The 21,562-nt window shown below is 37.9% G+C and carries 21 protein-coding genes and 1 tRNA gene; 16 read left to right on the top strand and 6 right to left on the bottom strand.

What is annotated here, in order from left to right; genetic code table 11:
* Both U859_RS0119605 and U859_RS32690 read left to right on the top strand, forming a co-directional pair.
* Positions 1 to 688 (top strand): hypothetical protein (locus U859_RS0119605; RefSeq protein WP_025145018.1); only part of this gene is annotated, 688 nt, incomplete at its 5' end.
* 2 nt (positions 689 to 690) lie between these two features.
* Positions 691 to 798, top strand: a complete 108-nt coding sequence (locus U859_RS32690) for an ATP-binding protein (protein WP_410477230.1) — start codon at positions 691 to 693, stop codon at positions 796 to 798.
* 48 nt (positions 799 to 846) lie between these two features.
* Here U859_RS32690 and U859_RS32055 read toward each other — a convergent pair whose 3' ends face one another.
* Both U859_RS32055 and U859_RS0119600 read right to left on the bottom strand, forming a co-directional pair.
* On the bottom strand, positions 847 to 1,017 hold the full coding sequence (locus U859_RS32055; RefSeq protein ID WP_162800002.1) for a hypothetical protein: 171 nt from the start codon (positions 1,015 to 1,017) through the stop codon (positions 847 to 849).
* 173 nt (positions 1,018 to 1,190) lie between these two features.
* Complete coding sequence (locus U859_RS0119600; protein WP_025145017.1) at positions 1,191 to 1,721, bottom strand: NAD(P)H-dependent oxidoreductase; 531 nt, start codon at positions 1,719 to 1,721, stop codon at positions 1,191 to 1,193.
* 97 nt (positions 1,722 to 1,818) lie between these two features.
* On the opposite strand from U859_RS0119600, the gene U859_RS0119595 reads away from it, so the two are divergent.
* Together U859_RS0119595 and U859_RS0119590 are read left to right on the top strand one after the other, a co-directional pair.
* Positions 1,819 to 2,193, top strand: coding sequence for a winged helix-turn-helix transcriptional regulator (locus U859_RS0119595; RefSeq protein WP_025145016.1), 375 nt, complete (start codon positions 1,819 to 1,821; stop codon positions 2,191 to 2,193).
* A 55-nt stretch (positions 2,194 to 2,248) separates the two neighbouring features.
* Positions 2,249 to 2,322, top strand: a tRNA-Pro gene (locus U859_RS0119590).
* A 35-nt stretch (positions 2,323 to 2,357) separates the two neighbouring features.
* Here U859_RS0119590 and U859_RS0119585 read toward each other — a convergent pair.
* The gene (locus tag U859_RS0119585; RefSeq protein ID WP_025145015.1) at positions 2,358 to 2,555 is read right to left on the bottom strand and encodes a hypothetical protein; all 198 of its coding nucleotides are present in this window, start codon (positions 2,553 to 2,555) and stop codon (positions 2,358 to 2,360) included.
* A 257-nt stretch (positions 2,556 to 2,812) separates the two neighbouring features.
* Between U859_RS0119585 and treZ the strand changes: the two genes are divergently transcribed.
* The 5 genes from treZ (at position 2,813) to U859_RS0119550 (ending at position 11,247) form a co-directional block, all read left to right on the top strand.
* On the top strand, positions 2,813 to 4,690 hold the full coding sequence (treZ, locus tag U859_RS0119575; protein ID WP_025145014.1) for a malto-oligosyltrehalose trehalohydrolase: 1,878 nt from the start codon (positions 2,813 to 2,815) through the stop codon (positions 4,688 to 4,690).
* Positions 4,683 to 8,732, top strand: coding sequence for a malto-oligosyltrehalose synthase (gene treY, locus U859_RS0119570; RefSeq protein WP_025145013.1), 4,050 nt, complete (start codon positions 4,683 to 4,685; stop codon positions 8,730 to 8,732). The genes treZ and treY overlap by 8 nt, the downstream gene beginning before the upstream one ends.
* A gap of 200 nt (positions 8,733 to 8,932) precedes the next feature.
* Positions 8,933 to 9,112 carry a hypothetical protein gene (locus U859_RS0119565; RefSeq protein WP_025145012.1) on the top strand — a complete coding sequence of 60 codons (180 nt, stop codon included), beginning with the start codon at positions 8,933 to 8,935 and terminating at the stop codon, positions 9,110 to 9,112.
* A 477-nt stretch (positions 9,113 to 9,589) separates the two neighbouring features.
* Positions 9,590 to 10,477 (top strand): cation diffusion facilitator family transporter, encoded by an 888-nt coding sequence (locus tag U859_RS0119555; protein ID WP_025145010.1) that lies wholly within the window; start codon positions 9,590 to 9,592, stop codon positions 10,475 to 10,477.
* A 122-nt stretch (positions 10,478 to 10,599) separates the two neighbouring features.
* The gene (locus U859_RS0119550) at positions 10,600 to 11,247 is read left to right on the top strand and encodes a hypothetical protein (protein WP_025145009.1); all 648 of its coding nucleotides are present in this window, start codon (positions 10,600 to 10,602) and stop codon (positions 11,245 to 11,247) included.
* On the opposite strand, the gene U859_RS0119545 is transcribed toward U859_RS0119550, so the two are convergent.
* Positions 11,236 to 11,652 carry a hypothetical protein gene (locus U859_RS0119545; protein WP_025145008.1) on the bottom strand — a complete coding sequence of 139 codons (417 nt, stop codon included), beginning with the start codon at positions 11,650 to 11,652 and terminating at the stop codon, positions 11,236 to 11,238. The genes U859_RS0119550 and U859_RS0119545 overlap by 12 nt on opposite strands.
* Before the next feature lie 160 nt (positions 11,653 to 11,812).
* Here U859_RS0119545 and U859_RS0119540 point away from each other — a divergent pair, with 160 nt between their 5' ends.
* The 3 genes from U859_RS0119540 to U859_RS0119530 all read left to right on the top strand — a co-directional run bounded on the left by U859_RS0119540 (position 11,813) and on the right by U859_RS0119530 (position 14,123).
* Positions 11,813 to 12,382: a porin family protein gene (locus U859_RS0119540; RefSeq protein WP_025145007.1), complete on the top strand. Its 570-nt coding sequence runs from the start codon at positions 11,813 to 11,815 to the stop codon at positions 12,380 to 12,382.
* 251 nt (positions 12,383 to 12,633) lie between these two features.
* Positions 12,634 to 13,572: an NPP1 family protein gene (locus U859_RS0119535; protein ID WP_115684170.1), complete on the top strand. Its 939-nt coding sequence runs from the start codon at positions 12,634 to 12,636 to the stop codon at positions 13,570 to 13,572.
* Positions 13,573 to 13,646: 74 nt separating this feature from the next.
* Positions 13,647 to 14,123, top strand: coding sequence for a putative immunity protein (locus U859_RS0119530; RefSeq protein WP_025145005.1), 477 nt, complete (start codon positions 13,647 to 13,649; stop codon positions 14,121 to 14,123).
* A 31-nt stretch (positions 14,124 to 14,154) separates the two neighbouring features.
* Here the strand turns inward: U859_RS0119530 and U859_RS0119525 are convergent, their stop codons facing one another.
* Entirely contained in the window at positions 14,155 to 14,388 is a 234-nt protein-coding gene (locus U859_RS0119525) for a hypothetical protein (protein ID WP_025145004.1), read from the bottom strand.
* A gap of 170 nt (positions 14,389 to 14,558) precedes the next feature.
* A complete protein-coding gene (locus U859_RS0119520; protein WP_025145003.1) occupies positions 14,559 to 15,017 on the bottom strand; it encodes a MaoC family dehydratase in 459 nt (152 codons plus the stop codon).
* Between the two features lie 377 nt (positions 15,018 to 15,394).
* Between U859_RS0119520 and U859_RS0119515 the strand changes: the two genes are divergently transcribed.
* The 4 genes from U859_RS0119515 to U859_RS0119495 all read left to right on the top strand — a co-directional run bounded on the left by U859_RS0119515 (position 15,395) and on the right by U859_RS0119495 (position 21,498).
* On the top strand, positions 15,395 to 16,156 hold the full coding sequence (locus U859_RS0119515) for a ThuA domain-containing protein (RefSeq protein ID WP_025145002.1): 762 nt from the start codon (positions 15,395 to 15,397) through the stop codon (positions 16,154 to 16,156).
* A 12-nt stretch (positions 16,157 to 16,168) separates the two neighbouring features.
* Positions 16,169 to 17,899, top strand: coding sequence for a glycoside hydrolase family 9 protein (locus U859_RS0119510; RefSeq protein WP_051584738.1), 1,731 nt, complete (start codon positions 16,169 to 16,171; stop codon positions 17,897 to 17,899).
* Positions 17,900 to 18,278: 379 nt separating this feature from the next.
* On the top strand, positions 18,279 to 20,735 hold the full coding sequence (locus tag U859_RS0119500) for a TonB-dependent receptor (protein ID WP_025144999.1): 2,457 nt from the start codon (positions 18,279 to 18,281) through the stop codon (positions 20,733 to 20,735).
* Between the two features lie 322 nt (positions 20,736 to 21,057).
* A complete protein-coding gene (locus U859_RS0119495) occupies positions 21,058 to 21,498 on the top strand; it encodes a PaaI family thioesterase (RefSeq protein WP_025144998.1) in 441 nt (146 codons plus the stop codon).
* The last annotated feature ends 64 nt before the right edge of the window (positions 21,499 to 21,562 follow it).

Raw genomic sequence — 21,562 nt, 5'->3', positions numbered from 1 at the left:
CCAGGTACTGGTTACCGATGCTACCGGTAAAGTGGCCTGGGTTGATAAAACTGCCCTTGCTGCTTCTGTAGCCGATTTAACCACTATAGAAGGTACTGGTACCACAGCCGATCCTTTCAAGGTGAAAGACCTGGGCATCGTAGAAGGCAAACTTGCCAATGATGCGGTTACCACTTTAAAAATAAAAGATGCCAATGTTACCACCGGTAAGATTGCCGCTGGTACAAACAACCAGGTATTGATCACTGATGCTACCGGCAAAGTGGCCTGGGTTGATAAAACTGCCCTTGCTGCTTCTGTAGCTGATTTAACCACTATAGAAGGTACTGGTACCACTGCTGATCCTTTCAAGGTAAAAGACCTGGGCATTGTAGAAGGCAAACTGGCGAACGATGCGATCACCACTTTAAAAATAAAGGACGCCAATGTTACCACCGGTAAGATTGCCGCTGGTACAAACAACCAGGTACTGGTTACCGATGCTACCGGCAAAGTAGCCTGGGTTGATAAAACTGCCCTTGCTGCTTCTGTAGCCGATTTAACCACTATAGAAGGTACTGGTACCACAGCCGATCCTTTCAAAGTAAAAGATTTGGGCATTGTAGAAGCCAAACTTGCCAATGATGCGGTTACCACTTTAAAAATAAAAGATGCCAATGTTACTACCGGTAAGATTCTTTCGGGCTAGGCCTGGCTATTTGTAAACAAATTATAAATGCACATGATGGAAAGATTTGGTTTGAACGGCGGGCAGAAAGAGGAACCACCTTTATTATTGAATTGCCTTATTTGAATTAATACAACTGAGTTTTTTGAACTGTGTACTTTTATAGACACGTTTTCCTTTTACGAAAGGCATCCTTGTTTTTTTGTGTCTTTGGAAATGATCCAAAAGCAGCCCATCCAGCTTAGTAATGCTGTTGAGATCCCAAGTTCGGGGTCAGCAAGACTAAGTGATGATACTATTGCAAATACAGAAATGGCAGTAGCGGTTGCAAAGGGAAGGATTTTTTTCATGGCAGGGTATTTTGTATATCAATGTCGACCCACGAAGTTCAAAAATCAATCCACTTGTTTCTATTTCAGGCCCTGTTTTTCATTATTTCATTTCTTTGACATTTCGACCAAAATAGTCAGATTTTGTTTTTGGATTGAACTTAATTCTGCCGTTCTGTCGGGGGCTGCTCAATTCATAAATTATTCAAAAAATCCATATATAAGGGAACACTTTTTTCAATCCATTCATCGGATGAATTATACTCTATCCCGTAGTAAGCAAACAGCGGCTTATAATCAGCTTTAACATATTCAAACGAAAGTTCAAATGGGCGCGTGAGCTCCTCTAATGGATATTTGTAGATTCCGGTATTATTAAGTTCCTGTTCATCAACCCCCAGTGAAATCGCCAGGGCAATTTTCTTTCCGCCAACCTGATAACCGCTTTTACTGCCATAGGCCCACCCGTGGGTTAAAACCTCATCCATCCATTTTTTAAGCATGGCAGGCGCATTAAACCAATAATAAGGGAATTGGAATATAATCTTATCGTATTGCTCAATCAGTTTTTGCTCTGCAGCAACATCAATTTTTCCATCAGGGTAAGCTTCATACAATTGATGAACATGAAACTGATCTGGAAATTTATGGAGTTCATTAACCCATCTTTTATTCACGATAGAATTTTTCATATCCGGATGGGTCACGATGATTAATGTTTTCATTTTATTGATTTTAAAATTATGGTTACAAAAATAAGGCAGGTTACCTAAAGTATGTACATTAGCACCCAATTGTAGGGTACTATAAAAAATGTAAGTAATGTCTAAAATTAAAGAAACCTCAACCAATTTTGCCAATAAACAGGCATTGGCTGATGAATGTCCGGAAGTTTATGCAGCCAACATTATCGGTGGACAATGGTCTATCGTAATCTGCTCCTGGTTAATTAATGGAAAGCTTAGATTTGGCGAGCTAAAAAAAAGATTACCAAACATTACCGAACGGATGCTGACTTTACAGCTTCGTAAACTCGAAGAAAATAAAATCATTTCACGTACCATCTATGCAGAAGTACCGCCAAAAGTAGAATACGAGCTCACGAAGATTGGTTACGAACTTAAACCCATTCTTAAACTGCTCGAAAGTTGGGGAGAAAAACACAAAGCTTTAGATGGAGAAAAGTCTGCATTTTAATTTGGGCTTGATTTTTTTCAAACGGATATTATCTTTGCAGGATAATTAACTAAAACGGGATGTAGCGTAGCCAGGTATCGCGCCAGCATGGGGTGCTGGAGGTCGGAAGTTCGAATCTTCTCATCCCGACTTAATAAAAAAGGCCCTTCCGGGCCTTTTTCTTTTTAACGTGGTGGATTTGTTTTTCGCATGGTATCACGTTTCAACGTATCACGCTTTGTAGTGTCTTTTTTAGATGGCCACGACTTGCTTTTGGCAGGTTTTGTTTTCTCTGTTTTCTTTTTTGTTGTATCCTGACGGGTTTGCGCGAAACTTGCGAAACTGATGGTACAGGCCAGCAACATCATGATTAACTTTTTCATAGGAATAGGGTTTAAATGTTTAAATACTAACGATATAACATCATATTTTTTGCAAAGGTTTTGTGTTTTTCATTTCAGCGGCTGAATATTTTACCTTGGTTCAAAGCTTTGTGGCTTTAGCAAATCCTTTTTTATCTTTTATCCAAAACTTTTTCGGCTTAACCATGCTTTTCTATTAAAATAAATTTGGTTTCAACTGATGGAAAAGGGAAAGCGCATTTTCGCTAAACCAATAAACCTAAAAATCCAGCTATTCAATGATGCAAATAGATACCAGCCGACGCACAATAGGTTTAAACTTTTTAGAAGATGGTAGCGCAGAAATAAGGCTATGGGCGCCCATAGCCTCAAAAGTATTTCTGGTGACGAGAAAAATTCTTACTCCTATCCAAATGGAAGAGCAGGACTTTGGCTACTGGTTTATCCGAACCGATAAAGTAAAAACTGGAGACGATTATGGTTTTGAAATCTGGAATGAGAAAAAGAAAGAAAAATATACTTCAAATCCTTCTAAATTGCGAAGGGCCGATCCTGCTGCATTATTCTTAAAGAATGGAATAGGTGAGTATTCCACAGCCTTTAACACCAATGATTTTGTCTGGACAGATCAAAATTGGAAAGGATTAGCACAAAAAGATTATATCATTTACGAACTTCACACCGGAACTTTTACCCCAAACGGCGATTTTATATCAATCGAAGCTAAGCTTGATTATTTGCTTCAACTAGGGATTACCGCAATCGAAATCATGCCTGTTGCTCAGTTCCCGGGTGAACGGAACTGGGGTTATGATGGCGTTTTTCCTTTTGCCGTTCAAAATAGCTATGGAGGTCCCGAAGCTTTACAGCACCTGGTAAATGCCTGCCACAACAAGGGGCTGGCTGTGATTTTGGATGTTGTATATAACCACATGGGGCCGGAAGGCAATTATTTCAATGATTTTGGACCATATTTTACAGATAAATATCATACGCCATGGGGATCTGCCATAAATTTTGATGATGCCGATGCTGACCCTGTTCGCCGTTATTTTATCGAAAATGTTTTGATGTGGTTCAGGGATTTCCATATTGATGCACTAAGGCTTGATGCCGTGCATGCGATTAAAGACCTTAGCGCACAGCATATTCTGGCAGAAATTAAAACATATGTTGATCAGCTTTCATCTTCTACCGGAAAATTACACCAGCTTTTTGTAGAACTTGATCTGAATGATAACCGCTACATCAATCCTTTAAATTTAGGGGGGTATGGTATGGATGGGCAGTGGATTGATGAATTCCATCATGCACTTCGTGTAACAGCCGGACAGGATAAAAATGGTTATTATGCCGATTTTAATGGGATTGAACATTTAGCCAAATCCTACGAAACCGCTTATGTATATGACGGACAATACTCACCCCACCGAAAAAAGACATTTGGAGTGGAAGCGAAAGGCAATAGTGGAGAACAGTTTGTTGTTTTTTCCCAAAACCACGATCAGGTAGGTAACCGGATGCTTGGCGAAAGAACCAGTACCTTATTGAGTTTCGAAATGTTAAAACTCCTTGCAGGCGCTGTATTTTGTAGTCCTTATTTACCTCTTATTTTTATGGGCGAAGAGTATGGTGAAGAAAATTCTTTTCAGTTTTTTATCAGCCACACCGATAAACAATTGTTAGAGGCGGTTAGAAAGGGTAGAAGAGCCGAGTTTGCAGCTTTCCATCATTCAGAAGATACACCAGATCCACAGAGTGAGGCAACTTTCAATCACTCTAAACTGAACTGGGAAAGTTTAGATCAACCCAGGCACAAAATATTATTAAATTACTACAAAACGTTGATAGCATTAAGAAAAAGCAATCCTGCCTTAAACAATTTAAACCGTAACCAGGTAAAAGCAACAGCCATTAAAGATCAAAACTGTTTAATCCTGAACCGTTGGCATGAAAAGCAAAAGATTGCCTGTTTAATGAATTTTTCCAATCAACAACAACAGCTTTCCTTACCAGATGTATCTAATTGGCAAATCCTGCTCAATTCTGATAGCGTACAATGGGGAGGAAACGAAGAAATACCATCAGTTTCTGATCAAGGCCATATCATCATCAATCCAGAAACCATTTTAATTTTCACAAGCGACAATGTATAAGCCAAAATCTACCTACCGTATTCAGTTTAATAAAGATTTCAATTTTAAATCGTTTGATCAGATCATCCCATACCTTAAAAACTTAGGGATTGAAACCCTGTACGCTTCGCCGATTTTTGAAGCATCTCCCGGAAGTACCCATGGTTACGATGTGGTTAATCCCTTAAAAATTAACCCTGAGATCGGCACCGAAAAGGAACTATTGGCCATTAGTAAAAAACTAAGAGCTGCAGGGATAAGCTGGTTACAGGACATTGTACCCAACCACATGGCTTTTCATTCCAACAATGCATGGTTGATGGACGTGCTGAAGAATGGCGAAAAATCTAAATACGCTGTATTTTTTGATATTGATTATACTGAAAAGTTAATGGTTCCTTTTCTGGGAGAAGATCTGGAGGATGCCATTTCCAATTTAACCATACAGGTGACAAAAACAGATCAGGATTATGTTTTAAGTTATGGCGAAAGCAACTGGCCAATTAATTTGGAGGGATTTAGTTTTATTAAAAAATATAGCTTAGAGGAAATTAATAAAAGTCAGGATTATTTAAAAAAACTGGTCGATTTACAGTATTATCGCCTCTGCAACTGGCAGGAAACTGATAAAAGAATCAATTACAGGCGTTTTTTTACTGTAAATAGCCTGATTTGCTTAAACATTCAAAATTCAGGGGTTTTTGAAACTTACCATAAATACATCTTTCAATTAATAGAAAAGGGAATATTTCAGGGTTTAAGGATTGATCATATTGACGGGCTTTACGATCCTAAAGTTTATCTCGATCAGTTGAGAAAGCATGTAGGCGATGATATTTACGTGGTAGTAGAGAAAATCCTGGCCCGTAACGAAGAAATGCCAGCCGAATGGAAAGCACAGGGAAGTACCGGTTATGATTTTCTGGCCATGAGCAACAACCTGTTTACCAATAAAGCAGCAGAAAAACCTTTTAACCAGCTTTATCAGGAAGTTACGGGTAAAAAGCAAGATCCTGCAAAATTGATGCATGAAAAGAAAACCGCCATCCTATACCAGCATATGCATGGCGAACTGGATAATCTTTTCAACCTGTTTGTCAACTCAAACCTGGTGGATCATAAACGCATCAATTCCGTTGGTGAAGAAAAAATAAAACAGGCATTAGGCGAAATGCTGATACAAATGCCAGTTTACCGTTATTACAATTATACTTTCCCCTTATCTCCGGATGATGTTTCGAAAATAAATGATTTATTACGGCCTGTAATCAAGAATCTTCGCTTACAAGAAGCGGGTAAACTCCTTGAGGAGGTGTTTTTAACTAATCTAAACAAGAAGGACATAGCATATAACCAGAAAATGCAGGCTTTTTATCAGCGTTGTATGCAATTTACAGGTCCGCTAATGGCCAAGGGGGTAGAAGATACGTTGATGTTTACCTACAACCGTTTCGTTGGCCATAGTGAGGTTGGTGATGCAGCTGATGCTTTTGGCGTTAGTATTGAAGAATTTCATGAAAACATGATTCGAAGGCAGTTAAATTGGCCTTTATCTATGAATGGTAGCTCAACACACGATACCAAGAGAGGGGAAGATGTACGAGCAAGGCTAAATGTACTCACTGATATTCCGGAACGTTGGGCTAAAGTAGTTCATGAATTATTAAAGCTAACGGCCTCGTTGCAGCAAAAAATACCTTCCTTTAAATGGCTGCACCAAAACGATATTTACCTTATCCTCCAAACCATTTTAGGTGCGCTCACTATGCCTGGTGAAGAGGAAGATGATATGAATGATCGTTTAAGCCAATATATAGAAAAGGCCTTACGGGAAGCCAAAAAGCGGTCGGATTGGGCTGAACCCGATGAAGATTACGAAAACAGCTTAAAAGATTTTGCCCAATTGTTAATTAGTCCCCAAAGTGGAGGATATAATATATTGTCGGTTTTTTTAAAGGAGATTGCAGATTTCGCGATTGTAAACAGTTTGTCGCAATTACTTTTAAAATTTACCTGTCCGGGTATTCCTGATATTTATCAGGGAACAGAACTTTGGGATTTAAGCCTGGTTGATCCCGATAACCGCAGGCCGGTAGATTACCAGAAAAGAGCCGGTTTTATGGCAGATCTGGAAAATTCGACGTCTAAAACCCTTTGGCAAGAACGTTACTCAGGCAAAATAAAGCTTTGGCTCACCAAAACCTTATTCAATATTAGAAAGGAACATCATGAGCTTTTCGAAAACGGAGATTATATACCTTTAACAGTTCAAGGGAAATACTTCAAAAATATTTTCGCTTTTGCCCGGAAGCAAGATCAAAAATGGATCATTGTTGCAGTTCCGTTAGGAATGGCTTCATTAACCAAAACCATTACAGATAAACCTTTTGACTGGCTCGATACAGAGATTTTACTCCCTGAAAATGCGCCAACGGCCTGGGAAGATTTGTTGTCAAAGCAGTTTGCTGCGAAAGATTTCTTAAACCGAGGGATTCAGGTTAATCAATTGTTTACTGAAATTCCTTTGGCCATAATAGCACTCAAACAAAAAACGCCTGAGCGATCAGCAGGTGTCCTAATGCACATTACTTCTTTACCTTCATCATTTGGGATTGGAGATCTGGGAGCTGATGCTAAACAATTTGTCGATTTTCTGTCTGCTTCTAAGCAACATTACTGGCAGATTTTGCCACTTAATCCAACTAAGGCAGAAAACGGACATTCGCCTTATTCAAGCAATTCGGCTATGGCAGGCAATGTATTGCTGATTAGTCCCGAATATTTGAAAGAGGAAGGACTTCTCACCGAGAGTGAACTGGAAAATGCTAAGCTTCCATTTAAGGATCAGGTAGATTTTAAAGCAGTCGAAAAATCGAAATCTAAATTACTGCGCCAAGCGTATAAAAGGTTTTTAAAAACGGAGCATAAAGCACTGCAGAACCAGTATCAGGATTTCTGTAACAGTGAGAAAGATTGGTTGGGAGATTTTGCCATTTATGTAGCGGTAAAAGAACATCACCAACATTTAGAATGGTACCATTGGCCAGATACATATAAAAAAAATGAACACAAAACTATCGAAACCTTTACCCAAACCAACGCACAGGAGATTGACGAAATCAAATGGCAACAATTTATCTTTTACAAACAATGGGCGCAGTTAAAACAATATGCAAATCAAAACGGAGTACAGATCATCGGCGACCTTCCATTTTATGTAGATCGCGATTCAGTTGAAGTATGGGCTCATCCGGAACTTTTTCAACTCGACGCTGATCTTAATCCCGAAAAAGTTGCCGGTGTTCCTCCTGATTATTTTAATGAGAAAGGCCAGCTTTGGGGTATGCCGATTTTTAACTGGGATAATATGAAAGCCGAGGAATACAGCTGGTGGGTGAAACGTTTAAAGAAAAATATAGAACTTTTCGATTTAATCCGTCTTGATCATTTCAGGGCTTTTTCTTCCTATTGGGAAATTCCGGCAGGAGATACGGATGCCACAGGTGGGAAATGGGTTGAAGGACCGGGAAACGGTTTTTTTAAAATCGTAAGAAAGGAATTAGGTGTTCTGCCATTTATTGCTGAAGATTTGGGTGAAATTTCTGATGATGTTGAAGTTTTACGAAATGGCTTTCATTTTCCTGGTATGAAAGTTTTGCAGTTTTCTTTTGGAGAGGATCTGTTGGCTTCTCCGCACATTCCCCATAATTTCAATTCTGTTAACAGCATTGTGTATAGTGGTACACACGATAATAATACCATTAAAGGCTGGTTTAAAAATGAGCTGGATGCTAATGCTAAAAATAGATTGGCGCTCTATACAGGTATTAAGATCAATGAAAAAAATGTAAATGAGGTAATTGCGAGGATGGTTTACGCTTCTATCGCTAAAACAGCAATCCTGCCTATTCAGGATATTTTAGGTTTGGGTGAAGATTCGCGGATGAACACGCCAGGAAGTATGGCAAATAATTGGTTATGGCGTTTGCAACCTGAAAAGTTAACCGTTGAACTGAGAAACTGGCTTAAAAAGCAGACAGAAATTTATGGCAGAAGCATTTAAACAAACCGTAAAATCTAAAGTAACTGTTTTGTTCTATTACCATAATAATAGATATTTATCGAAAAAAGGTGAAAATACCTTTCTTTTGCATCTAAATGTTGTTTTTTAATAGAAATGTTTAGTTTTGCGGCCCGTATATTGCTTACGGAAAGAAAACAAAGTATAACCTGGATCGTAAAAGATCCCAATTAAAAACAATTATGGACAAATTTAAACAAGTACAGGAAGTGATTGCTTCAGTTGAAGCTGATGTAGCTAAATTTTATGATGGTGGTAATGCTGCAGCAGGTACACGTGTACGTAAAGCGATGCAAGATTTAAAAGTACTGGCTCAAGAAATCAGAGCTGAAGTTACTGATAAGAAAAATACTGCAAAATAATTAACCGCATTTTAGCATATAAAGCTTCTGGCATTAGCCGGGGGCTTTTTTTGTTTATAAAGGAACAGTGTGATGCACTGGACATCCTTTCTGTTATTGCATTATTTGCAATATACTACTGCACTATTGTTGTTTGTTAATGCACTGGTTATTTTCGTTACTGGTAACTTTAAACTGAAACTTTCAACTATGGTACTTAAAACTGGTAATTGAAAAATACCAATCGAAAATTTAATACACTTATTGGGGGTATTTTTTTGACTAATGTCAATTACAATCACCATTTGAGATTAACTACTATTAAAGGATAGTATTAATTTTGTTGCACATGAATTTGATTGTCTGTCCGTTCATGTAAGTAGGATTTGTTTAACTTGTGATGACTTTAAGCAAAGGAAAGGGCGAACATGCAAATGTTTGCCTTTTTTTGTGCCTTATCCACACACTAGCGCTTTATAATTTATACTTTTGCATTCTATGGCGGAAGCAACAAACGAGCAGGTAGCAATAAAGGCAACTTATTTCAGTATTATTGGTAATACCTCACTAGCTTTTATCAAGGGTGCTGCTGGCGTTTTTGGTAATTCTTATGCGCTCATTGCAGATGCTATCGAATCAACAGCAGATATTTTTTCTTCTGTACTGGTGCTTTTCGGGATCAAATATTCCAATCGTCCTGCTGATGAAAATCATCCTTATGGCCACGGTAGGGCAGAACCGTTGATTACCTTTTTGGTGGTAGGCTTTTTGATCACTTCGGCAACCATCATTGCTTACGAAAGCATCAAAAATATAGAAACACCACATAGTTTGCCAAAGCCCTTTACCTTGTTCATTCTTGGCGCCATCATTATCTGGAAAGAAATATCCTTTCGCCTGGTGATGAAAAGAAGTAAAGAAACTAATAGTTCATCTTTAAAAGCAGATGCCTGGCACCATAGGAGCGATGCCATTACTTCTGTTGCTGCATTTATCGGGATTTCGGTAGCCCTGATTATGGGCAAAGGTTATGAATCTGCCGATGATTGGTCGGCATTATTTGCAGCGGGTTTTATTCTCTACAACTGTTACCATATTTTCAGACCGGCGTTAGGCGAAATTATGGACGAAAACATGTACGAAGATATTATTGAGGAAATCAGAAAGGTTGCAATCACCGTGCAGGGCATTTCGGGTACTGAAAAATGTTTTATCCGTAAATCCGGAATGAAATATCACGTAGATCTTCATGCACTGGTTGATGGTAATCTTTCGGTAAGGGACGGACACGAGCTGGCACATAAACTTCAGGATACCCTGCATCACGATATTCCCGAACTTGGCAATATTTTAATCCATATCGAACCTTTTGGGCACCATGATTAGGGCTCATTTAATGATAATGGGTACTAAAATAACAAGATGTAATTTTTAATTTATTTCATTAGTGGGTCTTTACTTTTCAGCTGCGCTTGAAATAATGATTTTAATTATTAACAAATATGCTCATGCTTCAAAACAGGGTAAACCCATCCGGAGAAATCATCATAACACCTCATCGTGGTGCATGGCTTGGCAACCGCGGTGTTTTGCATAATGAGCAGCAGCAAATTATCCGTCCTTATAAAATCAAAGCCTGGATTACCTGTGTATTATCATTCAGGGGCAGACATCGTGAAGTAATGCAGCCTAATCGTTGGACTGAGTTATTCTTCTTAGATGAAGCCACTGCATTTTCTGCCGGACATCGTCCTTGCTTCCAATGCCGCTATGAAGATCATCAACGCTTTAAAACTTATTGGTTAAAGGGCAATCCGGAATTTGGATTTAATATGAAAACTCCTGTTGCTGAAATAGATAATATTCTTCACCAAGAAAGGGTTGCTGCTAATAAAACCAAAGTTACTTACGAAGAAAAATTAATTAATCTTCCTGACGGCACGTTTATCCTTATTCAAGATCTGCCTTATTTGATAAAAGATAGTCAACTGCATTTGTGGACACCTGCCGGTTACGAAAAATCTGTTCCATTACCTGATGTGAATTTGATTAATGTTTTAACTCCGAAATCAATTGTAAATATGTTCAGGGCTGGTTACATCCCTCAGTTGGATGTAACAGCAGACCATCACAATAAAACAAAGCTATCGCTGTAATAGAACTTCCTCAGTTTCTACAATTGTTTTGCCTTTTTTTGTTTTGGTTTCGGTTTTAAGTAAACTGATTTTATTCTGTTGAAAAGTAATCAGGTATGGCGTTTTATTCTTGTTTGGTTTGCCAATAAAAAGTTTGTTGCCATCACTTACAGCAGGCAGCTCTTCCCGGTGTTTACCAAATCCCTGTGTAATAATTACGGTGTTCTTTTTGGTAAATTCGTATGTTTTTTCACCTGCTTTATACAATTCTTTATCACTTTCAGTAACGGCTCCGTTGGTTTTATCGGTTTCAATTTTAGATATAGTCTTCCATTTCCCTATCAATCGCTGATCTAAACCAGATTTATTTTGGGCATACGCATGAATGCCAATGGATACAAAAAATAAAATAAATAAAGTTTTCATATGAGGATGTTTTAGGTAGTGGTTAATATGATGATTGAGATCAAAATAATGATTTTTTTTGATTGGTTAAAATATTTTTCTCCCACGTAGGGGTAAAGCCAGATGTTGCTGTCATACTATCAAAACACAAAAACAATATTAATCATTCAAAACAAAAATTATGAAAACGATCAGGTTTTATTTATTGGTTGCAATTATGGTGATCACGGCAGGAGCAGTAAAAGCGCAGGAGTCTGACATTACCTTCGGTGTAAAGGCAGGTATAAACTACGCTACTTTACCTACAAGTTTAAAAAGCATTACCGATAAAAAAGGAAAAGTGGGTTATAACTTTGGGGCGTTTGCCAGGGTAGGTGAAGCCGTTTATTTTCAACCAGAGTTAAATTATGTAAGCTTTAAAAGTTCATATGTGTATGCTACAAATACCTATACTCCTAAATTTCATCAGGTAAATTTACCATTGATGGTTGGGTATAAAATCATCAACACAGAATCATTGAATTTTAGGGTTTCTGCGGGTCCGGATGTGAATTATACCCTTAATGATGCTAAAGGGCCGGCTGGTTTCGACTATAAAAAGTTTAATTTTGGTGGTGTAATTAATGCCGGCGTTGATATAGGCAATATCACCATCGATGCAAGATACAGCAGAGGACTTACCAAAATAAATAAAGCCCTTAACGAAAAAACAGGTCTATTTAACCTGTCAGTTGGCTTTAAATTATTCTAAAATTTCAATTAAGAGAATCTTTCGGATTGTGGCTACGATGTTACAGCCCGAAAGGTTTTTTTTAACGTTTAATGCAGTGCCTGTTAACTTTAATTTCCATTCATCTTATTCTTTTTGATAATATAATCCAGCTTAGTGATGCTTTTGAAATAGAAAGCAGGTATTATCCATCATTTTGACTTTATTGTCTATCGGATTTTTTTGATTTTTTCATAATCTTTATTAAAATAATCACATTCTAACCAAAAATTATGAAAACAAAAATCCCATTAATCGCAATGGTAGCGCTAGCTATTGCCTTGAGCCAATGTAAGAAAGATGAGCACACCGAAGCAACTTCCCTAAAAAAGCCAACAACTACCAGTATGGTAGAGGCCAACCGGACCGGAGCCCGGTTTATGTGTGCCGATTGCCAGGAAAGCAGTACTAAAATTACCGGAAACACCGCTTTTAATCTCGCCTGGACATTCTCTCCAATCCTGAAGTTCGATCGTGCAGCACCCGATTACCCCACAACTGTAGAAGACATTTGGGCAAGTACCGATCCAAACAGCATTGTTTGCAATGGCACTTTGGTTATGGTAAACCGTACCGCGCCAAGAAGTAAAACTTTCCCCACTTATTACGAGGTTCAGCAGCATCCTAACGATCCTAATAAAGTATTTATCGATTTCTGGTGGACTTACAAAACCCAATCAACCTGTTTTGCTAATCTCGGTGGACATGATTATGATTGGGAGCACACAGTTGTACAGGTAAATACGCAAACCAACCGCATTGTTACCGTTACGTATTTCCAGCACAGTGGTTGGTATACCAAAGATTATAGAAATATAGCTGCCGGAACTCGTCCGCCGGTTTTTGTGGGCAAAAAAGCGCATGGCTCTTACCATTTCGGAAACAGCGTCTCTTTTCCTGGATACGATTGTACTTATTATGGAGATTATAGAAATCCGAACGGAAGTGCTGATGAGGTGATTACCTGGAATAACAGCTTGATTGAAGTTAACTGTAATATTGCCCAGTTCAGCTTCAATGGGAATTTTGGACGTATTGGCAAAGGACCATTATACCGTTACAGGGCCTATTGGAGTTTCTCTTCTTGCAGTGGCAATGCCGGCATTACGGGTAGTGATGGCTGTAGTCAAAGCGATTTCCCGGAAGGAACACAGATTGGAAGCATAAATTAAACATTATCATTAGCCGGCACGCAAATGCTGGCTAATTTTTTGCATGCTTTTTTTATTATTTCTAATTGACATCCATGCCAACACAGCCAAAGATTAAATTTTCAGATTACCCTGATCTGCGTATTGAAATAGATAAACTTTATGATAATGCCGATCAGGTAACATTGGCAAAATGGGCCATTGGCTGTGCTAAACATATTTTGCCATTGGCTAAAAATGAAAATATTGATTTTTCGGTTATTGAAGATGGTTTTAAAATCAATAAACAATGGCAGGCTGGAAAGTCAACCGTTTATGAGGTACGCCATGCGGGATTTAAAATCCATGCAGTTGCCAGAGGATGTAAAACCTCAATAGGTAAACATGCCATCAGAACCGCCGGACAAGCTGTGGCGGTAGGCCACATGAGAGATCATGCCATGGTATGCTCAGATTATGCCGTTAAAACGATCGACTTAACTTTTCCTAATGATTTAAATAGGATTAAGGAGGAACGGCAGTGGCAGTTAAAAGAATTAAAAAAGCAGATTTTAGAGAACCAGATCTGTTAATTCAACTCTTATTCTAAACCTGATTGTACTTCTACTTCACTTCAGTTACCATATAGATGTTTTGTCCAACAGCTCCTTCGTATCCGGAAACCAATTTATAATTGTAAAAATTATCGATTTCACTTATAAATGAATCTAATGACGGAGCCTCTTTTGAAGCATATCGTTGGTCCCATTGAAATTTACTGCCAACTTTTAAAGTTGCTTTGTTACCATTATTAGCGTGGTTGATGATTAGCTGGCCAGGGGTGATGATGTTTTCCATATCTCAAATTTAATGATCTTTTAGATATAGTTTTAACGTAAATCAGGCCTAATTGTTTCCAGAGGGTTTTAAAAATTGCCAAAAAAGCCTATGCGTCAATCATTTAAATCAGCGGGATGAGCAATGATTTACATGTTTATCTCCCGCAGATATCACAGATCACCGCAGAATTATATAAAATGATAAAGAAACACCACATCACCAACATAAGCTGGTTTTGGTTGGTCTTTGATCACCAACGTAGCCTGGATGGTAACCTTGGTAATTCCCCTTAAGTTCGTAATACAGTTTAATTTAGCTTTTAATTGTACTTCGTTATTTACTAAAACAGCCTGTCCAAACCTAAAACTTTCAATACCGTAATTGATTTCCATTTTGATGTTGCGTACATCTGCAATCTGTTTCCACAAATAAGGAATCAATGATAATGTAAGGTATCCATGCGCAATGGTGGCCTTAAACGGTCCTTCGTTTTGGGCTCTTTCCGGATCAGTATGTATCCATTGATGGTCTAAAGTTGCATCAGCAAATTTATTGATCTGCTCCTGGTCTATGGTATGCCATTGTGAAACACCTAGTTCTTTACCAAGGTGTGATTGATACTCTTCAAAATTGTTGATCACCAACATATAATTCTTTTATCGGTTTAGCACTGTTTAACAAGTCCTTTAGGTTACAGCACCTCCTTCAGGGATAGGGTCGGGTTCACTCTTCTGTTCCCAATTATAATCATAATAACTGTGCCTTTAACAGTATACGTATAAAAATGTTTAAAAGATTTTTCACCATTATTTAGCCATTCGGTTAATGTATTAATATTCAGCTGTTTTGGTTTTGTGAAAAATGCAGGCTAATGTTAAAGTTCAGCATCATTGATTATTTCAAACGTTGTAAACCAAAATGCGCCAATATTTTGGCTTAAACACATCTTAATGCAGTTTTAAATAGCACTTTTTTGTTATTTTTAATTTTTGGGTATGCTAACCCGGATTTTCTAATGAAATCAATGAAAAAAATATTATCTACAGTTATATTGTTGCTAGGGCTTAGTGGTATTGTTCAGGCAAAGCCACTTTTTAAAGCCCTTGCAATTTACGAGAATGGCGGTAATCATTTACCCTATTCTAAAGTGGCGCGTGTTTGGCTGGATAGTTTAGCCAAAAAAGAAAATTTTGAGGTTGATTATGTTAATGATACCAGAAAATTTAACCCTGAATTTTTAACTGCATATCAATTGATTATCCAATTGGATTATCCCCCCTACGCCTGGAAAGACAATGAAAAGCAAGCTTTTAAAGATTATATTGAAAAAGGAAAGGGTGGTTGGATCGGTTTTCACCACGCAACATTATTAGGCGATTTCGATGGTTATAAAATGTGGCCCTGGTTTAGTGGGTTTATGGGTAACATCACCTTTAAAACGTATATTCCCGATTTTGCCCAGGGAGGAGTAGTGGTCGAAAAAACAAATCATCCCGTATTTAAAGGTATTCCAAAGAAATTCCTGATCAAAAAAGAAGAATGGTATACCTATAATAAAAGTCCGAGGGAACATGTAAACGTACTAGCCAGCGTTGATGAAAACACCTATCAGCCAAGTGATGTTCCAAAGATGGGTGATCACCCCGTAATCTGGACGAACGAAAAAATGAAAGCCAGAAACATCTATATTTTTATGGGCCATGGTTCTGAACTTTTTCAGGATAAAACCTATCAAAAACTCTTTCAAAATGCCATTTTCTGGGCAAGTAAACCCTATCTAAAATAAAGCTAAACCATCATGAAAAACGTTCTAAGTATAATTTGCCTGCTTTTGTTTAGCCAAACCACTTTTGTAAAAGCACAGCAGATTTTAGTCAACCAGATCGGATATGATGCCAATGCCTCTAAAAGGGCTATTCTTGTCGCAGATGCTCAGCAAAATGATATAAAAGCATTCGAGATTGTCAGTGTAGCCAATCAAAAAACGTTATTTGAAGGCTTTTTGAAGCCCGATGCCTCATTTAAAGAGTGGGGAGATAAATATTATTATAATCTTGATTTTTCTGGTTTTAGAACCAGCGGAGAATATATTATTCAATTAAAGGGCGTTACAAAGGTTCATTCGCCAAAGTTTAAAATCGGCGAAAATTTATTGGCAAAATCAACCCTACCTGCTTTACTCCATTATTTTAGGAATCAAAGGGCAAATACCAATATAGAACTCGAAAACGATAAACATGTACAGTTGTTTGGTTCTTCGAAAACGGTTGATTTAGCCGGTGGCTGGTGCGATGCATCGGGTGATGTAAGTAAATATTTTTCGCACCTGGCTTATGCCAATTTTATGTCGCCACAGCAGATTCCGCTGGTAACCTATACCTTGATAGACGCTGCTGATAAAATGCCAAAATTGCTTAAAAGCTTAAAACTGACTGATTCTATAAAAGATGAAGCCGTTTACGGTGCTGATTATTTGGTGAAATCGCTAAGTGAGGAAGGTTATTTTTACATGATCGTTTTTAGCTACTTCAATAAAGATCCAAAAGCCAGGCGTGTGGTGGGTTTACATGCCAATAGTGTAACTACAAACGAATATCAGTGTGCATTTAGGGAAGGCGGTGGAATGGCTATTGCGGCATTAGCCAAAATTTCTACCTGGCAGAACTTAGATCCCATCAAAAGAAACGGATATATTGATGCCGCGCAGCGTGCCTATGAGCACTTAAAAACAAATAATTTAAAATATTGCGATGATGGAAAAGAAAACATTATCGATGATTATTGTGCGCTAATGGCTGCTTCAGAACTTTATCAGGCTACAAGAAAGGAATATTTCTTAAAACAAGCCAGAATTAGGGTGCAAAATTTACAAAAACGCTTAAATATTAAGGGTTATTTCATTTCAAATGATGCTGACCGGCCATATTTTCATGCATCTGATGCTGGTTTACCGTTAATAGCTTTAAACCGTTATATGGAAGTAGAAACAGATAAAACTTTAATTAATGATGCCCGGCAGATCTTTGATACAAATTTAGCTTATCAGTTAAAAGTTACTACAGCAGTTGAAAATCCTTTTGGTTATGCCAGGCAAACCTTTAAATCTCAGGCAGGAGTGAAGGATACTTTTTTCATTCCTCACGAAAATGAAACGGGTTGGTGGTGGCAGGGCGAAAACGCAAGACTGGCCTCACTTGCTGCAGCAGCTTTTACCAAAGGTAATCAACCGGCTAATAAAAACTTCGCAATTAATCAGGTGAATTGGATTTTAGGCTTAAATCCATATAACATGTGTTTCATGTACGGCTTTGGTGAAGAAAATGTACCTTATATGGCTTCAAATTATGGACATGGCTGTCAAAAAGGCGGCATTTCTAACGGCATTACAGGCAAAGACGGTGCACCTGATGGCGCTGGTATTGATTTTAAAAAGGAAGCCAGCGGTAACGAATGGCGCTGGACGGAGCAATGGTTGCCACATGCTGCCTGGTTTCTTCAGGCGATTACTGAATTGGAAAAAGAGAGGTAGTCTTTAGTCCTTTAGTCTGAAGTCCAGAGTCCTTAGTCAAAGGTTTGTTCAGTCGAATTGGATTCATCACTTCCGATGTGTCATCCTGAGCGCAATCGAAGGATCTTTTTATTATGCTCCCTGTTAACCCCTTCGTCCTGAATGTAGTCGAAGAATCACCTCTGCGTTGATCCGCGAAATCAGCGGCAAACATTATGCTATAGCTTTCTCATATACCTATCGGAAAATCTTTTAACTCTTAACTAATTTTTTTTATGCTCTACGCTGGCCGACAAGACTATATTTTGATTATTTGAAATCTATCTAAATATTTAATTTGATATATTTAAATTAAAATTTAGATTTGTCTAAAATTATATTTAGATAAATCATTTTAATCATGAAATCCCTTTTACTATATTTTTTCTGTTTTTTTATATCGCTTAATGTCCTGGCGCAAAAAGTAATCCTTAAAGGTTTGGTTACCTCTCAAAATGAACCTGTTGAAAATGTCACCGTTAAAATTTTAGGTTCCAATGGTTCTACCAAATCAAATACCGCTGGAAATTATCAATTCAATAATCTGGCTTCCGGAAATTATGACCTTATTTTTTCCGGGATCGGTTACCAGTCGAAAAGAATTAAAGTGTTATTAAAAGGAGATACAGCACTTGTTAATGCCGATCTGTTAAGCCTGTCATCAAATTTAAACGATGTGGTTATCACGGGCGTTAACCGGGCTACGCAGCTGCGCAAAAGCCCTGTGCCTATAGCCGTCATCTCCCGAAAATCGATGGATCAGAATGTAAATACCAACTTAATCGAAGCCATTGTTAAAGGTGTTCCTGGTGTTACAGCGGTTACTACGGGGCCCAATGTTTCTAAACCCTTTATCCGTGGTTTAGGCTATAACCGTGTTTTAACCCTGTATGATGGTTTAAGGCAGGAAGGACAGCAATGGGGCGATGAGCACGGAATCGAAGTTGACGAATACGGCATTACAAGAGTCGAGGTGGTAAAAGGCCCTGCCAGTTTAACTTATGGCTCTGATGCCTTGGCTGGAGTAATCAACATGATTCCTTATACCCCGAATTTTGAAAATGGAAAGCTAAAAGGCGATTTTACCGCAAACTATCAAAGCAACAATGGTATGATCGGTTCGTCGATTGGGTTAGCCTACATTAAAAACGATTGGAAATATACCTTTAGGGCAACTGGAAAAACGGCCCATAATTATGAAAATAAAATAGATGGATTGGTTTATGGAACTGGTTTCAGGGAATATAATTTGTCGGCCAGTGCAAGGGTAGATAAAACATGGGGATTTTCTAAAACGGCTATTACTTATTATGATAATTTAATGGAAATACCCGATGGGAGCCGGGATTCGTTATCCAGAAAGTTTACACGACAAGTGTTGGATAATGGTGACGACATCAAAAATAGACCCATTGTGCTTGAAAGTGATTTGAACAGCTATTCAATTAACCCTTTACACCAGCACATTCAACATTACCGTTTTTACAATACCAGCCAGTTTAAATTTGGTGCAAGTGATTTGAATATATTAATTGGCGGTCAGCAGAGTGTGAGACGGGAATATAACCACCCAACTGTACCCAGTCAGGCAGGACTTTACGTAGTACTTAATACCTTTAATTACGATCTCAAATACAATCTTCCCGATTTTGCGGGCATAGAAAGCACTCTAGGTGTAAATGGCATGTACCAGGGGAACAGGAGCAAGGCCGCCACCGATTTTCCCATTCCTGATTATGATCTTTTTGATATTGGCGCTTTCTATTTTGCTAAGAAATCAATGGGCAAGGTTGATATTTCCGGAGGAATCCGGTTAGACAGGAGAAATATTAACTGGAACGAATTTTATGTAGGTACTGATGTCCAAACAGGTTTTGGTAAGCAGGTAAGTGCTACAGATGCCACTGGAAAACTACAATTCCCTTCTTTTAATAAAAATTATTACGGTTTATCAGGAAGTTTGGGCTTTACCTATAACATTTCTGAAAAACTATTGGTTAAAGCAAATATTGCCAGAGGATACCGCGCACCGAACATTACTGAAATTGGCTCTAACGGACTGGATCCGGGCGCGCATATTGTATATCTGGGTAACCGGACTTTTAAACCTGAGTTTAATCTGCAGGAGGATATTGGCATTATTGCTTATTTAAAAGATGCCGATATCAGTATGGAGTTGTTTAACAATAATATTGAGAATTATATTTATCAATCGCGTTTAACCGATGCAGATGGAAACCCGGTAGTTATTGTGCCTGGTAATCTGACCTATCAATATCAACAGTCAAAAGCGAGGTTATATGGTGCAGAAGTATCAGTTAATTTGCATCCAATGGCAATGAAGTGGTTAAGTTTCAACAACAGTTTAGCCTATATTGTTGGTTTGAATCAAAACCAGGAATTATTGAGCAAACATGGCCGTGAAGCTAAATACCTGCCATTTATTCCACCTTTGCAGGTAAGAACAGAAATTAAGGCAACTGCGCAGAAACCTATTGGCATTTTTGACAAGCCATATATCAAAATCGATGCTGCTTTTTTTGGAGACCAGGATAAATTTTACGCTTTAGATAATACAGAAACCTTTACTGCAGGTTATACCTTGATCAACGGTGGGATTGGATCAACATTAAAATCAAAAAAAGGAAAAACGTTTTGTGATATTTTTATTCAGGCAGATAATATTTTCAATGTGGCTTATCAATCAAATTTAAATCGATTGAAGTATTTCGAGTATTATAATCAATCGCCAAATGGCAGATCAGGAATTTACAATATGGGCAGAAATTTTAGTTTTAAAGTGATTGTGCCGATTTAGAATGGTTGCTCGTCATAGAGGTTCATATTTGATGGTCGATGGTTTTATAGAATAATTGCCATGAACCATCAACTAAAAGACGATGAACCAAAAAAACTTTCCAATTTAGGAATTAAAGAACTATAGCAGGATTTGGTAATCATGTTTTAGCGTTAAATGTTTCGTTTTAGAAAATGGGAGGTATTTATATCTTCCATTTTCTTTTTTACGATTAAACCTTTTTCTGCCAAGCATTCCGCTTTATGAACTATGAACTATGAACTATGAACTATGAACCATCATCCATTTTCCCTACTTTTACATCATAACATTTTACATTTCCATGGAGTCATCTTTAAGCGAGCAGCGTCTGAATTTTTTAAGGCAATCAATCGGAAAGGTAATTACCGATTCACCATCTAATTTCATGAACTGGTTAGCACCTGTGCTCATCAAGGCCGAAAATGGTATTTTAGTTTGCCAGTACACTATCCGTAAAGAAATGACCAATACTTATCAGATTTTGCACGGTGGTGTAACCGCCGGCATTATTGATGATTTAATTGGTGCAACGGTTTTTACCATGGGATTGAACGATCGTTATACTACAGTTAGCAATTACATTGATTATTTTGCCCCAGCCAGCGAAGGCGATGAAGTAATTGCCGAAACGTCGATAGTAAAAAGGGGACGTACCATATTAAACCTGCAATGTGAGATATTTTTACCTTCAAAAAAGCGTTTAATAGCAAAGGGCTACTCCAACATGTTAAACATAGGTTAAGTCTTGTTAAGTAGGTTAAGAATTAATTATTAATTCCTTTAAATTAACGAAACATTCTCAGTTA

The organism is Pedobacter jeongneungensis (assembly GCF_000633455.1).
Classification (GTDB): Bacteria; Bacteroidota; Bacteroidia; order Sphingobacteriales; family Sphingobacteriaceae; genus Pedobacter; species Pedobacter jeongneungensis_A.
Note: the sequence above shows the minus strand (reverse complement) of the source record. Positions and strands in the feature narration are given on the sequence as shown.

Coding starts and splice junctions, on each gene's coding strand:
- U859_RS0119565 (WP_025145012.1), top strand. CDS start 8,933: ATGGACAAATTTAAACAAGTACAGGAAGTGATTGCTTCAGTTGAAGCT.
- U859_RS0119520 (WP_025145003.1), bottom strand. CDS start 15,017: ATGTTGGTGATCAACAATTTTGAAGAGTATCAATCACACCTTGGTAAA.
- U859_RS0119550 (WP_025145009.1), top strand. CDS start 10,600: ATGCTTCAAAACAGGGTAAACCCATCCGGAGAAATCATCATAACACCT.
- U859_RS0119500 (WP_025144999.1), top strand. CDS start 18,279: ATGAAATCCCTTTTACTATATTTTTTCTGTTTTTTTATATCGCTTAAT.
- U859_RS0119530 (WP_025145005.1), top strand. CDS start 13,647: ATGCCAACACAGCCAAAGATTAAATTTTCAGATTACCCTGATCTGCGT.
- U859_RS32055 (WP_162800002.1), bottom strand. CDS start 1,017: ATGAAAAAAATCCTTCCCTTTGCAACCGCTACTGCCATTTCTGTATTT.
- U859_RS0119600 (WP_025145017.1), bottom strand. CDS start 1,721: ATGAAAACATTAATCATCGTGACCCATCCGGATATGAAAAATTCTATC.
- U859_RS0119540 (WP_025145007.1), top strand. CDS start 11,813: ATGAAAACGATCAGGTTTTATTTATTGGTTGCAATTATGGTGATCACG.
- U859_RS0119555 (WP_025145010.1), top strand. CDS start 9,590: ATGGCGGAAGCAACAAACGAGCAGGTAGCAATAAAGGCAACTTATTTC.
- U859_RS0119595 (WP_025145016.1), top strand. CDS start 1,819: ATGTCTAAAATTAAAGAAACCTCAACCAATTTTGCCAATAAACAGGCA.
- U859_RS0119535 (WP_115684170.1), top strand. CDS start 12,634: ATGAAAACAAAAATCCCATTAATCGCAATGGTAGCGCTAGCTATTGCC.
- U859_RS0119515 (WP_025145002.1), top strand. CDS start 15,395: ATGAAAAAAATATTATCTACAGTTATATTGTTGCTAGGGCTTAGTGGT.
- U859_RS0119545 (WP_025145008.1), bottom strand. CDS start 11,652: ATGAAAACTTTATTTATTTTATTTTTTGTATCCATTGGCATTCATGCG.
- treZ (WP_025145014.1), top strand. CDS start 2,813: ATGATGCAAATAGATACCAGCCGACGCACAATAGGTTTAAACTTTTTA.
- U859_RS0119495 (WP_025144998.1), top strand. CDS start 21,058: ATGGAGTCATCTTTAAGCGAGCAGCGTCTGAATTTTTTAAGGCAATCA.
- treY (WP_025145013.1), top strand. CDS start 4,683: ATGTATAAGCCAAAATCTACCTACCGTATTCAGTTTAATAAAGATTTC.
- U859_RS0119510 (WP_051584738.1), top strand. CDS start 16,169: ATGAAAAACGTTCTAAGTATAATTTGCCTGCTTTTGTTTAGCCAAACC.
- U859_RS0119525 (WP_025145004.1), bottom strand. CDS start 14,388: ATGGAAAACATCATCACCCCTGGCCAGCTAATCATCAACCACGCTAAT.
- U859_RS0119585 (WP_025145015.1), bottom strand. CDS start 2,555: ATGAAAAAGTTAATCATGATGTTGCTGGCCTGTACCATCAGTTTCGCA.